Below are 16,119 nucleotides of genomic sequence, written 5' to 3' on the forward strand. Positions count from 1 at the left end.
ACTCGAAATAAAAGGAGACAGATTTTAACGGATTTTACGCGCTAATAATAGGGAGAGTACTAGAATTAACCAAGCGAACTTATTGTTTAGTTGTTAGCTCTTTGGTTTTAGATTTAGCTTTATCTTTTTCAGAATACCAATGTCCCATAAAATCAGCATAAATGGCTTGCTCAATTTCAATCGCTCGTTCTGTAGGGCAAAAGATAGTAATGCCGATTTCCGTATCCCCAAGTTCAGTAGTTGATACTTTAATATGTGGGTCGGGGCCAGCAATGGTTATGTCTAAACGCCTTTCAATCATTTGATTATAACGGACCGCAACATCATAAAAATCTGCACAATAAGATTTTGCAATCTCGACTATTTTATCAATAAACACAAAGGGATTAACACTTTGATCTCGGGTAATAATAAAATGATGTGTGGCATAACGTTTTAAAAAATTTAAGTTTTTGATGGGGCTAGTCATTAATTTATTATTAGGGATAAACAATGTTTTACCTGTGTATTCGTAGGTCTTAATGTTTACTTCTAATAGTGTGGTTTTTATCCAATCTGTGGCCGAGACTTCGCCAACAAAATGATCGACTTCAATCCAGTCGCCGATACGGAAAGGGCGAGTTGAAACTAAATAGAAAAAACCAATAACACATTGAATGAATTCACGGGTCGCCAACACTATAGCCACAGAAAAAGCCGCAATTGAAAATGCGAACGTTTGCATTTCTACCGCCCAAAGACTAAACAATAATACTATGAGTACAAAATTTAAAAAATTCTTAACGTTGTTAACTAAATCCCTTCTGTCTTCACCTTTATTTTTAGCGTATTTTCGCACCAATTTTACGAGTCCATATTTCGTCAGCAATGCTAAAAACGTGATGGAGAAGGTTAAAATCAATTTGTTTTCAAAAATGTTCTGTATAAATTCCATATAGAATTTTAGCTTATAAGAGTCTAAAAATACAAAGTATACACAACTATGAATAAGAGAATATATTGATTGCTCCCACATATAAAAATAACACTTTACCTTAAGCCTAGGCTACAAGTAATATAAAACTATCTATTAGCAGATGTTAAAATTGTACATTGCTATTTTATCTCGAAACCCAAAGCTTTATTCAACTCCCCTCTAATTGAGGCCGGAACAGCCCTTGGTCATCAAGTAGATGTTATTGATACTATGCACTGTTATATCGACATCACCAGTAGCCGAGCTTTTGTCAGATATAATGGTAAACCACACCCTTATTATGCGGTTATTCAACGTATAGGTGCATCGGTTACTTTTTATGTCACCTCTGTGATTAGGCAATTCGAAATGATGGGCACCTTTAGTGTTAATGAATCAGTGGCCATTAGTCGTTCTAGGAACAAATTACGGTCATTACAACTACTATATCGAAAGGGCATTGGCATGCCAAGAACAGGTTTTGCTCACTACTGTGACAAAGTTGACGATTTAATCAAAAATCTAGGCGGTGCGCCCGTTGTAATCAAATTACTTGAAGGAACTCAAGGTATTGGCCTGGTTTCAGTCCATACACAGAAGACAGAAGAATGGGAATACCGTTCAAACCTTCACCGAGGAGGCTCTGCCAGCATCGTTAAACTCTCGCCTGCAGAACGAAAAACTGCGATGGATGCCGATAAAATCATGGGATTAAATATGTGTGGGGTGGATATTTTACGCGCCAACTCTGGACCAGGTGTCATAGAGGCTAACTCATCACCGGGCTTGGGCGACGTTAAAACCGCTACAGGTAAGTATGTGGCCAGAATGATTATTAGGTTTTTAGAAAAAAATGCCAAACCCAATAACAACAAAACCCAAGGAAAAGGCTAAATGCAAGTGCTTGAAATTGGTGGCGTCAGAGTAAAACCAGGTGAAACAAAACGTATAGAACTGCCTATGCCACCTCTCTATACTGATACTAGAATGTCTATGCCAGTGCACGTACAACGGGGTAAAAGAGATGGCCCAACCATGTTTGTTAGTGCTGCGGTACACGGAGATGAATTGAATGGTATTGAAATTGTCAACCGATTACTAAAAAGCAAATCAATCAAGTTTTTACGAGGCACACTTATCGCGGTGCCTATTGTAAATGGTTATGGCGTGCTGAGTCAAAGTCGCTATTTACCTGATAGAAGGGATCTTAATAGGAGCTTCCCAGGAAGCCCAAAAGGTTCTATTGCCGGAAGACTAGCGCACTTATTTTTAAATGAAATAGTCGCTAAGTGTGACGTAGGTATTGACTTGCACACTGGTGCTATACATCGCAGTAACCTTCCTCAAATCCGAGCAAACTTGGATGATGTAGAAACATTTGCCATGGCAGAATCGTTTGGATTACCTGTGTTACTTAATGCAGACATCCGACCTGGAACACTCAGACAGGCAGCTGGAGATTTAGGCGTAAAAGTGATTCTATACGAAGCAGGTGAGGCCCTTAGATACGATGAGTTTTCCATACGTGCCGGGGTGAAAGGTGTGGTTAACGTCATGCGTGAAATCGGTATGTTAAATAAACGTCAACGCAAAGGTCATAAAATCTCTAAGTTTGTGGCACGTCAAAGTGGTTGGGTACGTGCAACAGAAAGCGGCTTTGTAAGCCATGTTGCCCAATTAGGTGACCATGTTAACAAAGGAGCTTTATTGGCTATTATTGCCGATCCATACGGAACTGAATTAAGCAAAGTACTTTGCCCTGAAGAAGGCGTGATTATAGGCAAACAAAATATTCCCTTAACTCAAGAGGGTGAAGCTATGTATCACATTGCTTATTTTAGAAAGCCCGACTCAGTCGCCGAACACCTTGAACTGTTACAAGACAACTTTGTTTTGGATCACCCTTCTATTATTGATTAAAGAGTAACGTAGATGAACAACAAAAATTTAGTTGGTGCACTTGAATTATGTGATTTACCACAACTTAAGCTTAACGGATTAGAAACAAGAGTCGACACGGGTGCTGCCACATCATCGCTGCATGTGGACAATATCGTTGAATTTAAAAAGGTAAAGGAAAAGTGGGTAAAATTTGATATCCACCCTGACACACATGATGTGAGTCAAGTGGTACAAAGGGAAGCCAAGGTCAAAAGTGTACGCAGGGTTAAGAGCTCTAACGCTACACATCAAAGACGTATGGTAATCGAAACCGATATATTAATTGCTGGTATGCAATGGTGTATCGAGCTAACACTGACAGATCGGTCTGAAATGAAATATCTTATGTTGCTTGGCAGAGAGGCCATGTCTGGGCGCTTAATTGTTGACCCAGAACATGAGTTTTTACTACCCAAATAGGCAAAGACATTATTATTAAGAATGCCTTTGCAAACATCAAACTGAAACCTAGCTATATTTAACTGTTTAGGCTTTTAACTTAGTTAGGGTTTCGACCAACTCTTTTCCAAGAGACTTTAACGCTTTTTCGGTTTTCACATCGTTAATATTGCCGTTGCCATCAAACATAGCAAACGCGCCACCTACAGCTTTTTGATTGGGTAGTACCATAGTGCCTAAATTTTCCATTAGCATACGCAATACAACTAAAACCCGCATACCGCCTAATGCGCCTGGAGATGCGCCCATGATCGCTGCTACCTTGCCCCGATAGGCCGCCATATTGGCTTCATCACCGGTTTTTCTGGATGCCCAATCAATCGCATTCTTAAATAAGCTACTATAGGAGCTGTTGTATTCAGGAGATGAAATTAAAAAGCCGTCATGACTTATCATTAATTCCTTGAAGGCTTGAGCAGCAACTGGCATACCTTGTTGTGCTTCTAAATCTTCATTAAAAATAGGCATGTCAAAATCTTCAAGGTTGACGATAGTGACCTCTGCGCCAGCCTCCCTAGCACCTTTCGCAGCAATAGCGACCACTTTTTTATTAACTGAATCTTTTCTACCACTGCCTGCAAAAGCCAGAATTTTTATCATATTGGTTGTCTCACTTGTTAGTAAATATTGGTAGATAAGCCATGCACAATATTAAGTATGCTTTATCCAAAATTATTTTATATCATCTAAAAACGAACAACCCGCTAAATAGCGGGTTGTTCGTTTATGTGTTGCTTTAGCTCGAACCCCAACACTAAAAACATTACATTTTCTCCATCGTCTCAATACCTAACAAGTCCAAGCCAGACTGTAATGTTTTAGCTGTCAACTGAGCTAACATTAAACGACTATTTTTAGTCTGTTCATCAATCCCCTCTTTTAAGATTGGGCAAGCTTCGTAGAAACTCATAAACAAACTGGCGAGCTCGTATATATAGGTACACAGCACATGAGGTGTAGCTTCGCTTGATACTTGTTTAATAGCTTCGACATATTGCATTAACTTGACTGCTAGCAGCTGTTCTTGAACTTCTTCAAGCTGGATATCGGCTTGTAGGTTCACGTCATCAACATCAGCCTTTCTGAAAATACTTTGTACCCGAGCGTAAGCATACTGCAAATATGGCGCGGTATTGCCTTCAAAACTAAGCATTGTATCCCAGTTAAAAATATAATCTGTGGTGCGGTTTTTACTGAGGTCAGCATATTTCACTGCTCCAATACCCACTTTGTCAGCAATAATTTTACGTTCTTGTGCTGACAAATCGGATTCACGTTTATTGATCAGTATTGCAGCTCGTTCAATCGCTTCTTCTAATAGTTCGGCTAGTTTAACGGTACCGCCAGTACGCGTTTTAAAAGGTTTACCGTCGCTGCCTAACATCATCCCAAATGGACAATGTTCGTAACTTTGATCTGCTTTGATAAATCCAGCTTTACGAGCAACAATGCCTGTTTGTTTAAAATGCAAAGCCTGGCGGACATCAGTAAAGATCAAAGTGCGATCAGCGCCTAATACACCATTGCGATAACGAATGGCTGCTTGATCGGTCGTAGCATACAAATATCCACCACCCGATTTTTGCACTATATAGGCAGCTGGATTACCTTCCTTATCCGCCATTTCCTGCAAAAATGCCACTTGTGCACCTTGGCTTTCGACCACGATACCAGCCGTTTTAAGCTCTGCTACCGTTGCTGCCAAATCATGGTTATAAGCACTTTCACCCATCACATCGCTGCGCTTGAGGCTGACATTGAGTTTTTCGTACACTTCTTCGCTGTGAGCGATAGATACGTCAATAAAGTTTTGCCATAGCTGCATACATTGGGCATCACCGCTCTGCAACTTCACTACATAATCTCGGGCTCGGTCGGCAAAGCCATCTTCATTATCAAAGCGTACCTTTGCCGCTCGGTAAAAATCTTCTAAATCAGATAATGCAGTTTCAGCTATTTCGTTAGCTGCTAATTTGTCGTTTAAGTGTGCTAACAACATACCAAATTGTGTGCCCCAATCACCCATGTGATTTTGACGAATAACCTTATGTCCTAAAAATTCTAGCGTTTTAGCTACGGAGTCACCAATAATGGTGCTACGCAAGTGACCCACGTGCATTTCTTTAGCGAGGTTAGGTGCGGAGTAATCCACCACTACGGTTTGTTGTTTCTCGGTTTTTATAGCAAGACGACTATCAGCATTAGCCACTTGTAGTTGCTGGGCTAACCACTGAGGTTTAATGTAAATATTGATAAAACCTGGGCCTGCGACTTCAAGCTTTTCAACTTCGTCATCTAACTCAACGACATCCACAATTTTTTGGGCTATATCTCGTGGGTTTTGTTTCAGCAGTTTTGTTAATGCCATGGCACCATTAAATTGATAATGTCCAAAACCAACACGGGTACTGCGGCTAAGTGGCGCGGGTGTGCCTTCTGGTGCGCCTATGGCAGTAAGCGCGGCTTGAAATTTTGCTAGTAATAATGTGTGTAAATTCATGTCTGCTCTTGTCTATAAAATGCTTCAGGCTACCAGTAAAAGCTTTAATGCTCTCTGGTAGTGTGAAACTCAATATCAGGATAACGTTCTTTGGCCAGAGACAAATTTACTCTGGTAGGTGCAATATAAGCCAGATTATCACCGCCATCTAAGGACAAGTTGGCTTCTGCCTTGCGTCTGAATTCGTCAAGTTTTCTAGGATCTTTAGATGTTACCCATTGAGCTGTGTACACGTTGATATGCTCGTACATGGCATCAACATTGTATTCGCCTTTTAAACGGGCCACCACCACATCAAATTGCAACACACCTACAGCCCCAACTATCAAATCGTTATTTTGTAACGGCCTAAATACTTGCACTGCCCCTTCTTCAGCTAGTTGAATTAAACCCTTTTGCAATTGTTTCTGTTTGAGAGGGTCTTTTAATCGAATGCGTTTAAATAATTCTGGGGCAAAATTAGGAATACCCGCAAAGCGAAATTTTTCGCCTGAGGTAAATGTATCGCCTATTTGAATAGAACCATGATTATGCAGACCAATAATGTCACCCGCGTAGGCCACTTCTAACAATTCTCGGTCGCTGGCTAAAAACGTCACTGCATCTGAAATCCTTACATCCTTGCCTATGCGGCTATGATGCATTTTCATGCCTTTTTCGTATTTGCCCGATACTATGCGACAAAACGCAATACGATCGCGGTGTTTAGGATCCATATTGGCTTGTATTTTAAATACAAAACCACTGAACTTTTGTTCGCTGGATTCGACTTTACGCTCACTTGTTTCACGCCCTTGTGGTAATGGTGCCCACTCAACTAAACCATCAAGCATATGATCAACACCAAAATTACCCATGGCAGTACCAAAAAATACTGGGGTTAACTCACCAGCTAGAAATTCATCATGATTAAATTCGTTTGATGCACCTTTTACCAGTTCAAGCATATCGCGGATTTCTTCAGCGTAAACACCAATGGCTTCATCAAGTTCAGGATTACTTAAACCTTTTACAACACGCACATCTTGAATAGTGTGTCCTAAACCTGTTTTGTAAAGATATGTTTCGTCTCTGAGCAAGTGATATACACCTTTAAACTCTTTCCCCATACCAATCGGCCAGGTGATAGGTGCACATTTGATATTCAACACTTTTTCAACTTCATCTAATAAATCGATAGGATCCCGGGTATCCCTGTCGAGCTTGTTCATAAAGGTAATAATGGGTGTGTCACGTAAACGCGTTACATCCATGAGTTTTATGGTACGCGCTTCTACACCCTTGGCCGCGTCTATTACCATCAAGCAGGAATCGACGGCAGTTAAGGTACGATAGGTATCTTCTGAGAAATCTTCATGCCCAGGTGTATCTAACAAGTTCACTGTGCATTCACGATACGGAAATTGCATCACTGAGGTGGTGACAGATATGCCCCGCTCTTTTTCCATTTCCATCCAATCAGACTTTGCATGTTGCCCTGATTTTTTACCTTTAACCGTACCAGCTTTTTGTAGGGCATTACCGAACAACAATACTTTTTCGGTGATAGTAGTTTTACCCGCATCGGGGTGAGAGATAATCGCAAAGGTGCGGCGTTTATCAACTTCTTGTTGGAAAGACATGGAATACTCTTAAGTGACTGGTTACTAAATAATTTGGCCGAGCATTGTATATGACTCCAATAAAAAAGTCGCTGATCTGATAGAATTTTGTAGTTTAGTTAAGTTGTTATATGAGACTCCAAACTTTTAACTATAAGAAAAGCTGTTATTAACACTATATATTATTAACTTTTCTATTTACTCAACTCTATGTTTAAATTATATTTGTAACAGGTAAGTTTTTTGCCGTGTGATATTCAAACAAGTGACATTCATAATTTACCTTTAGTTTACCATCAGGAAACGACTTAACATGTCTCATAGAAAAATGTTTAGTGGCGCTCAACTCAAATCATTGCGCAAAGAAGCAGGTTATACTCAGGAAGAACTTGCTCAACGAGTGGGCATTAGCCGCGAAACTGTTTCTGCTATCGAAAATAACAAACCTGAAACTATGGACAATATTGGGGTCGGTGTGGTGAATAAGTGGTGGTCTATTTGCCGCCAAACTGCGTCTCAACAAACCCGCGAATCCTTCTTCTCTTCTGTTATGGATTATTTCGGCTTTAACTTAGGTTAATCTTGTTTTAGTCTAGGCTTATGTTTATACGCGCCTATCTACCCCAGATTTTTACAGCCCTTTTCGGAGGTCTTTTTGTATTGTTAGGTATATTAACATTCGGCAACGGGGGGGCTTTCGATAAAATTCATGTTGGAATGCTCATTTTCACAGGAATCATTTGTAGAAAAGATATTAATGTCGTCAGCGTTGTAATTTTATTATTATTGCAGTTAGCTTGGGAAAGTTTGGCTTGGCAATATCTTATTAATGAAAGTTTTGTAAAAATAATCCTCTATATATGCGCATTTGGAATGATGTATTATTTCCGGCACGATTGGGTAGTTAAGATAATATTACCAACCTTGATTTTAGTTATAGTTTCAGAGATTTATTGGTATTTAACTCATTATTCAGCACCAGAAATTTATTGGCATATATGGATAATGATATCTAACTTATTAGTTAGATATTTAATTTTTATCCGAGTGGGAATTGTAGATAATTATTTTCCAGAGAAAGGACTTTCAGTAAACTTAGACTGGATGATTTATAAATTAAGTGTATTTATCATAATTATTCAAGCAACAATGATTTTAGAATATCTTTTAAGACACATTACGGGGCTTTCCAGCATGCTTTTTGTTTACTATTCGTACTCATATTTAGTGCATGGAATAGCGACTATAGCTGTTTGGGCAATATTTTCTGAAAGTTTCAAACAACTTCTTCCTCGATTACTTAAAGCTTAACCCTCTACTTTTTGATACAAAACCTACATAATCGCCTTGTGGAAATTTCCACTTACTTTTTAAATTCAGGAAAAGGCGATGAAAACTCAAATATTAATCTTAATTTTGCTCTCTTTAAATATAACCTTCTCATTTAAAATATATGCCACACATATAACTTATCCCGTAAGTTCGCTTATTACTAAGTTGGATGTGGCGAACCCTAGTAATTCATATGCAAGCCTGGGTTTAAAAAAGCCACCACAGGTGCAAGGCAGCATTACTAGCGCAACCTTGGAAGACACGATTGCAAGCCTAGGCTTAAAGAAACCACCACAGTTGCAAGGCAGCATTACTAGCGCAACTATGGAAGACACTGTTGCAAGCCTTGGTTTAAAAAAACCACCATATGAAAAATATATATAATAATTATCATCCCTAACACGTCTCATAATGAGGCGTCGTTCTAAGTTTTTTATATGTACGATCAAACATATATTCAACGATATGGGTCGATACTTAACAATTAAGTGCAATTATTTGACCCCGTGGAGTCAAATCCACATTTTTATTTGTACTATTAACATCGAGGACGAAAGCAGAGATATATAATAAAATTAATTCATTACTCTGCTGCTGTTTCAATAATCATAAGAGGAAATAAAAATGTACATTAATGGTGCGGACTTAAGAAAAATGCGTCTCGATGCTGGCTTAACCACGGTTAAGATGGCAAAACTTGCTAACGTTAAAACCCGTAAAACTTACGAGAATTGGGAAAAAAATATTGGCGCGCCGAGTATGAACCAATTTATTGCTATGTGTGTTGGTTGTAACTACAACTCATCAAAGTTTGTAAAACTAGCGGTTGATCGTCAAGATACGTCTGAAATCCTAAATGTAACTGCTGCACGCCGTTAAACCTTTTGGGGGCTTGTCCCCCTCTCTCATATACTATTTTATTGATAATATTCCTAATTACTCCCCATCGTTACACTACTTTCATCCTAAGTAACAACACATGATCAAAGCATCTTCTTTACCTTTTACACTAGGGTAATAGTTCACTCTTTGTTCGACCAAAATAAAACCGGCGTTGTCATATAGGTCAATAGCAGTCGCATTAGACTCACGTACCTCAAGCCAAATTTGTTGAATGTTGTTTTGGTCGCATTGCGACATAAAGTGTTGCAGCAAGGATTTACCTAACCCCTTACCTTGATGCGAAGGGCTGACTACTATATCCATCAAGGTCACTTCATCTAGGACTGTCATACCAATGTAATAGCCCAAAGGCTGACTATCTTGATCGAGTGAATAAGCAAAATAGGGCTTAGTTAAACAGTCTTCAAATATCTTACGAGACCAAGGGGAAAACTGTCCTAGCTTATGCAGCTCAAAATAGGGGTCACTATTTTGTGGGGTTAAAGGAGAAAACACTGGATTCATCGAGGTTAGCAGATCCACTATTTAATTGGATTTTGAAGAGATAAAGCGCTTTGTAATTGTTGCCAAAGTTGCTTTTTAGTTTCTGGGTGATGTAACTCAGCTAAAGCTGGTGTGATAAGTTGCTTACTGTTCATGCTAACCTTTTCACCTTGGGTCCAACTCAGCGGATAACCTGAATAGTGATTCAATTGCTCAATTGAAATATGTTCTTGTAGCTTTGCCTCTAAACCTAAAGCGATGAGTATATCGGTAAATATTTGAAGCTGAGTATCACCTGTTGAAAAGGTCATTAAAATCGAATCTGTTGATTCTAATTTTTGTGTTTGCTGTTTGAGCTGTTTTAACTTGACCAATGCATCGGTTTTTGAAATCACGTCAGATGAAATAGTTACATTTTCAAGAGGTTTGTTAACGAATTTTACTTGAGTTGCTTCTTCACTCACTAACTGCCATGAGGCTATGCCCATTTCATTCAAAATAGCGCGTTGGTAATCGCTTAATACAAGATTAGAAGTAATTTCCATTTCGACAGATTAACATAGATTTAATTTATATTAGTAACGTTTAAAAGGAGTCTCTTAAATAAAGAATTTCAATTAAAAAAACCACATTTAAAAACATCTCTAATGAGAAATTTGGCAGGGGTGGAGGGATTCGAACCCCCAACCATCGGTTTTGGAGACCGCTGTTCTACCAATTGGAACTACACCCCTGCTGACGTACTGAATTATACTGACCGGAATCGAAAGGTAAAGTGATTTTGCTTTTACTATTGATATCTGTTGAACAACTGCACGTTTTATAAGCTATATGTCTAAAGAGTGGCTTAAGTAGCTTGACGAACAGCTTCATACCAAAGCTTATTGGTGAATTCTACTAGAGGTTTCATAATGGTTGCCTTGGCAATCACTTCTGATATATGTTGCTCAGTATACTGAGCATAAAATGCATATAAGCTAGCTTCATCGGTAGAGCTTAAACCATTTACCGCAATACATGATGCCAAATCATAATAAGGACAAGAAATGGCACAGTACTCCCAATCAAAAATTTTACTAGGCTGGGCATGTGTGACATGGGATAAAGCCAAATCATTATGGCAAAACACAGCTTTAGTTGAGCAGGCTTGATACCAAATAGTGGCATATTTGTTTATCATTTGTTGTTCAGAAGCTGAAACAGGCACTTCAATTAAACTGATATAGTGTTGCCATTGGCTGGGTAAATCTAATTCTGCGGCAGTTATCTTAGTGTTATGTAAATTTGATAGTGCAAATGCTAAGTTCTTGGTGACGATCAAGCTTGATAAATCAGCTTGGTCTAGTGTTGGTATATCAAGCCACTGGTCAATTTGAAAACCACCTGACTTCGACAGGTACACTGGCTGAACTGCAAGCCCCTTATGCGCTAATTCAAGTTGGATATTGAAGAGCTCTTTTCGATCTAACAACGCTATTTTGTCTGACTCAAACGTTTTGACAAAATAACTGTTGTTGGATGTTTCAAGGTGATAACTACTGTTTATTGTCCCCCCGTTAAAAGCTTTAAGGTGAAAGCCTGCCTGTATAAAATCCAAACATTTTAACTCGTCTTCCAGCATAGCCTTTAAGTCGTTCATAAGGCTTCAGTCTGTCCTTCTTCTGTGGTCGGTTCAATACCCCATTGAATAAATCCGTATACAGCAAAACCGGTATAACATAAAAATAATATTCCCGTTAAAGCCAAATCGTTAGCAAAATAAAGATAGGCCGCAAAAAGATTAATGACTATCCAGTACAACCAATTCTCTCGCACTTTATGCGCCACAAGTAATGTTGTGAAAACGCTAAACACCGTTATAAATGCATCTAAATAAATATAGTTTGCATCCAACACAGTACTAGCAAAGTGACTTAATATTAAGGCGCCAATTGTCAGCCCTACAATACATATCACATGCCTTGATATTGGCCAGCTCTGCACAAGCAAAGTATCTGCATGGCTATCTCGCCACTTTATCAAGCCATAAACAGCCATAATTAAGTAATAAAAATTGAGTCCTGTATGAAAAGGTAAAGACACGTTCCAAAAAAGCCATGTATAAATCCCCTGTACTTACCAGGGCACATGGCCAACACCATATGTTTTGCCTAGCAGCCAGCCACACATAGGCCACTGCTAAAGCAACCGCAACCCCCTCCAAGAAAGATGTAGCGGCTAATTGCGCTAAAAAATTTTCCATTAAAGATCAGTACTCATTTTATCGCCATTTAAAAATTTACAGACAAATATCGCTTGCCCTATTTTTTCGTGACTACGTTGCATTTCTTCGCCTAGCATTTGCATGGTGGGAAGATATTCACCACAGACCGTTGTGCTGGTAGCAGTCGTTATCACTTTTATATTTTTATAGGTATTTAAACGGTCTATGAACTCTTGAATAGGTTGAATGTATTGTTCTTTGAGCGGATACATTGATATCTCAGCAACTATTTTCATTTTAGTCTCTTATGATAAAAGCTGGAAAGAATGGTCATTTCCAGCTTGATTTATATTATTTAGTATTGATATTTAAAATTGATCCCTACACGACGTGGCTCACCAAACTGCTCATACAAATGAGTTTCATATTCATCTCGTGGATCGTTACCAAAATAAAAGCCCCGGTTGGCGTATTGTTCATCAAACAAGTTACGAGCATACAAACTAACATTCCAGTTTTCTATCTGGTAATCAAGGCTTGTATGAGCGATAAATATGCTCTGTGATTGTTGATCGTGACTAAACGAATAAAAGAACTCATCTTTGGCATCAAACTCAATTAACCAGTTAATATTATTTGAAACACGCCAATTTAGACCAGCGTTGATATGGTAGGTCGGTGCATGAGCTTGTTCTCGCTTATCAATATTACTACCATTTTTAAGCGTGATGCCGCTAATTTCAGTCTTTAAATAGCCGAGATTAGCAAAAGTATCAACATTATCGAACAGCTTATAATTTAAGCTGACTTCAATGCCATAGTTTTTTCCATCTGTAGCATTGTTATAAAAATCCACAAAAGATTGATCATTTACAATAGAATTTTTATACTGCACGTCGTCACGTTTTTGATAGAAAGCAGAAATATCTAGTACTAAACTTCCATCTTGATTAGCACCTTTTATACCAAATTCGATGCCTATTAAAGACTCAGCATCAAAAATAGCATTATCAAGTAAGTCTTGTCTGAACTCAGCAATATCTTCATCGTCGATTTTACCGAGTGCTTGTCCGTTTACCCCGCCCATTTTATAACTGCGCAATAAACTTAGGTATAACATACTGTTGTTAGCCACTTTTTGGTGATAACTAATTTCAGCTCCCCAATCACTATGGTCAATATCTTCATCAATTAAATTGGAATCAACATAATCGAGTGTTTGTGAGGCTAAACGTAAACTTGCAGTAACCCATTTTTCATCTGATAACATATATTTATATTGACCAAATAAAGCACTGTCTAGTCGATCCACCTGGCTTTCAAACGGTGCTGCTAACCAAGTATATTCTCGAGTTAAGTCTTCTGCTTTGTCTGCAAAATAAAAACCAACTACCCAAGAATTAGCTTTATCACTTTTACTGGATAGTCTTGCTTGAACTGTATTGTCTTCGCGCTCCCGAAAGTAATAATCGGTAGATGAATATTCCCAGCCTGGCGCTATGCCTACAAAACTCCAATCCTCATCATAACCATAAGCTAAATCGGCTTGCATAAAACTGCTTTGAAGTTGAACATTAGCCCAATCTAAGCCTTGATAATCTATAGTAAGACCAATTGCCTCACTCTGTTGTTTATCAAAGCCAGGCTCATCAGATAAGGTTGTTCTATCTCTATTGAGTGAAAAAGCATCATATCCATTGTCTACATCAATCAGATGAATAACTGTGTTGATAGATAAGTCATCAGTTACCTGCCAATTAAGCTTAGCTCGCGCAGTTGACTCATCCACGCCATTAGTATCGTCACGTCCCAACCAAGTATTTTCAACAAACCCGTCACTGGTATTTTGATGAACTGATAGTCGGTAATCAACGCTGTCGCTAAGACCACCGCCTACTGCGGCCCCTATTTGCCAACTACCATAATTAGCAACACCAAACTGAGCATCGATACTGGTTTGATCTGACGCATCTTTGCTTAAGACATTTATCATGCCAGCAAGACCATCAGCACCAAAGCGCGCACTATTTGGGCCTTTGAATATTTCGACTTGTTCGATATCAAAAGTACTCGCTCCAGCGAGCAAACCAGAATAATTGATACCATCAACCAGATAACCCACAGAAGGGTTGATTGGATCAGTAAATTGGCTACGTTCACCAATGCCGCGAATTTGTACAAAGCGTCCACGGCTAGCGCCGCTGGCAAAATTCACGTTAGCAGCGCGATTCAATAGATCTTCGAGATGTTGCGCTTGGCGCTGGTATATAACTTGCTCATCAAGAACAGAAATACTTGTAGCCATTTCAGATAAAGGGGTTGCAGATAACGCACCTCGAACAATAATGCGTTCTAATTCATTGAGTGTAGAAGGTTGTTCATCAGTGTTTTGCGCAGCTACATAAGAATTGATTAAACATAGGCTGATTAAGCTAGCCAAAGGCTTTTTGCTAAACTTCATTTAAAAGGATCTCTTCATTATAGGTTGAAAAGATCCGGTAGTACGGCAGGTAAATGGGGAAAATATCTGACCATTCCTACGCCGGCATTATCCGGATCAGGTATAAGGGTTATGAGTATTTCTCAAATCTCAGCCAAAAGGCTCCCCTTGGTTGCTAAATACAGGTTTGTTAGATACTCCGTATTTTGCGTGAGCAGTGTAACAGGCACATAAAGCTTCGCAATAGATGAATAGGCATTTGGAACAGCAAAATAGTATTTATTTTGTTAATTTTAGTTTGACTATTTTATGATCTGAGAAAAAAGAACCTTCTTGAGTAAACCATACTTCAGCATTTGAAGCCACGCACACCCCCTCAACTTGCCCATAACCTGAAAGTGCGAATGTCTTGTGCAAGCTAAAATCTCTATTAAGAATAGCCATGAAGGGCGAAAAACCTCCCATCCCATTTAACTTATAACCAACCAAAATAAATTGATTATTTTTTCTATCAAAATCCCCACCTGTAATGACACCTGGTAATCCCATTATTTCACTTACAGGGTCAACATACTGTGTTGCCTTTATTTTATTGAGTTGGTAGATAAATAACGTGCCGCTGTTCCAGCTCTTGGAAAATAAGAACAAGCTGTCACCCAAATTAATTAACGTTTCAGCGTCGTAATCATGATTTAGATACTCGTTATTATTAATTGAATTATTGATATAAAATAAATTTAATGATTTATCATTGGTTGTACTTTCGCTGTCTTTTTTAGGCGTTAACTTTTTGGGCACTATTTTAGGCGTTACTTTTTTAGGTACTATATGGATCTGCACAAACTTTCGCTTACCTTTATTGTTACCTACATCACCGATATAAAAATTTTGGCTATCTCCCGTTATTGCCTCCCAGTCTGTATTCTTAGCAGAAATTAGCTTTTTATCAATAATCTTCCCAGAAGAGTCAATATTGAAAATAATAGGTTTATTACCAGAGTCATTAACCGTGAAGGCTGAACCTATTTGTGGACAGTATAGACCGGAAGTTTCTTTCAACTCATCTGATAAATTGTTCTCTTCTAAAACAACATAATGAGGATGACTAGTAGCGGATGAACCACAGGCCACTAATAGGTTTATACCTATAAGTAAAACAAATCTAAGCATCAAACTCTATTCCTCTTAATAAAAAAAATGAACTGATATAGCTTCAGTAAACAATTAGTTCATATCCGGCATATGAGATTATCACTTGATTTGTCGCTGAGTAAATACTTTGGCGATGCAAAACCACATTCG

16 protein-coding genes, 1 tRNA gene, 2 pseudogenes and 1 riboswitch are annotated in these 16,119 nt (G+C 38.6%); of the genes and pseudogenes, 7 read left to right on the forward strand and 12 right to left on the reverse strand.

The window, feature by feature from the left end; all coding sequences use genetic code 11:
• Window positions 1–79: 79 nt before the first annotated feature.
• Complete coding sequence (locus tag C427_RS14975) at window positions 80–934, reverse strand: mechanosensitive ion channel family protein (RefSeq protein ID WP_007637616.1); 855 nt, start codon at window positions 932–934, stop codon at window positions 80–82.
• Between the two features lie 151 nt (window positions 935–1,085).
• Between C427_RS14975 and C427_RS14980 the strand changes: the two are divergent.
• The 3 genes and pseudogenes from C427_RS14980 to C427_RS14990 all read left to right on the forward strand — a co-directional run bounded on the left by C427_RS14980 (window position 1,086) and on the right by C427_RS14990 (window position 3,316).
• A pseudogene (locus tag C427_RS14980) lies at window positions 1,086–1,849 on the forward strand (30S ribosomal protein S6--L-glutamate ligase).
• Window positions 1,850–2,875, forward strand: a complete 1,026-nt coding sequence (locus C427_RS14985) for a succinylglutamate desuccinylase/aspartoacylase family protein (protein ID WP_007637612.1) — start codon at window positions 1,850–1,852, stop codon at window positions 2,873–2,875.
• A 12-nt stretch (window positions 2,876–2,887) separates the two neighbouring features.
• Complete coding sequence (locus C427_RS14990) at window positions 2,888–3,316, forward strand: ATP-dependent zinc protease family protein (RefSeq protein ID WP_015431026.1); 429 nt, start codon at window positions 2,888–2,890, stop codon at window positions 3,314–3,316.
• 66 nt (window positions 3,317–3,382) lie between these two features.
• Here C427_RS14990 and C427_RS14995 read toward each other — a convergent pair whose 3' ends face one another.
• The 3 genes from C427_RS14995 to prfC form a co-directional block, all read right to left on the reverse strand.
• A complete protein-coding gene (locus tag C427_RS14995) occupies window positions 3,383–3,955 on the reverse strand; it encodes an NADPH-dependent FMN reductase (RefSeq protein WP_007638974.1) in 573 nt (190 codons plus the stop codon).
• A 163-nt stretch (window positions 3,956–4,118) separates the two neighbouring features.
• Window positions 4,119–5,855 (reverse strand): arginine--tRNA ligase, encoded by a 1,737-nt coding sequence (gene argS, locus C427_RS15000; RefSeq protein WP_007638975.1) that lies wholly within the window; start codon window positions 5,853–5,855, stop codon window positions 4,119–4,121.
• A 44-nt stretch (window positions 5,856–5,899) separates the two neighbouring features.
• Window positions 5,900–7,477: a peptide chain release factor 3 gene (prfC, locus tag C427_RS15005; RefSeq protein ID WP_007638976.1), complete on the reverse strand. Its 1,578-nt coding sequence runs from the start codon at window positions 7,475–7,477 to the stop codon at window positions 5,900–5,902.
• Between the two features lie 292 nt (window positions 7,478–7,769).
• On the opposite strand from prfC, the gene C427_RS15010 reads away from it, so the two are divergent.
• From C427_RS15010 to C427_RS15025, 4 genes are all read left to right on the forward strand, one after another.
• Entirely contained in the window at window positions 7,770–8,036 is a 267-nt protein-coding gene (locus C427_RS15010; protein ID WP_007638977.1) for a helix-turn-helix domain-containing protein, read from the forward strand.
• Window positions 8,037–8,056: 20 nt separating this feature from the next.
• Window positions 8,057–8,767, forward strand: coding sequence for a hypothetical protein (locus tag C427_RS15015; RefSeq protein WP_007638979.1), 711 nt, complete (start codon window positions 8,057–8,059; stop codon window positions 8,765–8,767).
• Window positions 8,768–8,845: 78 nt separating this feature from the next.
• Entirely contained in the window at window positions 8,846–9,172 is a 327-nt protein-coding gene (locus tag C427_RS15020; RefSeq protein WP_034899568.1) for a hypothetical protein, read from the forward strand.
• Window positions 9,173–9,412: 240 nt separating this feature from the next.
• Window positions 9,413–9,667, forward strand: coding sequence for a helix-turn-helix domain-containing protein (locus tag C427_RS15025; RefSeq protein WP_007638987.1), 255 nt, complete (start codon window positions 9,413–9,415; stop codon window positions 9,665–9,667).
• Between the two features lie 81 nt (window positions 9,668–9,748).
• Here C427_RS15025 and rimI read toward each other — a convergent pair whose 3' ends face one another.
• From rimI to C427_RS15065, 8 genes and pseudogenes are all read right to left on the reverse strand, one after another.
• Window positions 9,749–10,195 carry a ribosomal protein S18-alanine N-acetyltransferase gene (gene rimI / locus C427_RS15030; RefSeq protein ID WP_007638994.1) on the reverse strand — a complete coding sequence of 149 codons (447 nt, stop codon included), beginning with the start codon at window positions 10,193–10,195 and terminating at the stop codon, window positions 9,749–9,751.
• A gap of 17 nt (window positions 10,196–10,212) precedes the next feature.
• Window positions 10,213–10,719 (reverse strand): DNA polymerase III subunit psi, encoded by a 507-nt coding sequence (locus C427_RS15035; RefSeq protein WP_007638995.1) that lies wholly within the window; start codon window positions 10,717–10,719, stop codon window positions 10,213–10,215.
• Between the two features lie 112 nt (window positions 10,720–10,831).
• A tRNA-Trp gene (locus tag C427_RS15040) sits at window positions 10,832–10,908 on the reverse strand.
• 113 nt (window positions 10,909–11,021) lie between these two features.
• The gene (locus C427_RS15045) at window positions 11,022–11,813 is read right to left on the reverse strand and encodes a phosphotransferase (protein ID WP_007638996.1); all 792 of its coding nucleotides are present in this window, start codon (window positions 11,811–11,813) and stop codon (window positions 11,022–11,024) included.
• Window positions 11,810–12,416: pseudogene (gene pnuC, locus C427_RS15050) on the reverse strand (nicotinamide riboside transporter PnuC). Before pnuC ends, C427_RS15045 begins: the two are co-directional and overlap by 4 nt.
• Complete coding sequence (locus C427_RS15055; RefSeq protein WP_007639000.1) at window positions 12,416–12,673, reverse strand: hypothetical protein; 258 nt, start codon at window positions 12,671–12,673, stop codon at window positions 12,416–12,418. Before C427_RS15055 ends, pnuC begins: the two are co-directional and overlap by 1 nt.
• 59 nt (window positions 12,674–12,732) lie before the next feature.
• Window positions 12,733–14,838, reverse strand: a complete 2,106-nt coding sequence (locus C427_RS15060) for a TonB-dependent receptor (RefSeq protein WP_007639001.1) — start codon at window positions 14,836–14,838, stop codon at window positions 12,733–12,735.
• A gap of 56 nt (window positions 14,839–14,894) precedes the next feature.
• A riboswitch (TPP riboswitch) is annotated at window positions 14,895–14,996 on the reverse strand.
• A 100-nt stretch (window positions 14,997–15,096) separates the two neighbouring features.
• A complete protein-coding gene (locus C427_RS15065; RefSeq protein WP_007639002.1) occupies window positions 15,097–15,987 on the reverse strand; it encodes a hypothetical protein in 891 nt (296 codons plus the stop codon).
• Window positions 15,988–16,119 lie beyond the last annotated feature (132 nt).

The organism is Paraglaciecola psychrophila 170, assembly GCF_000347635.1.
GTDB classification, from domain to species: domain Bacteria; phylum Pseudomonadota; class Gammaproteobacteria; order Enterobacterales; family Alteromonadaceae; genus Paraglaciecola; species Paraglaciecola psychrophila.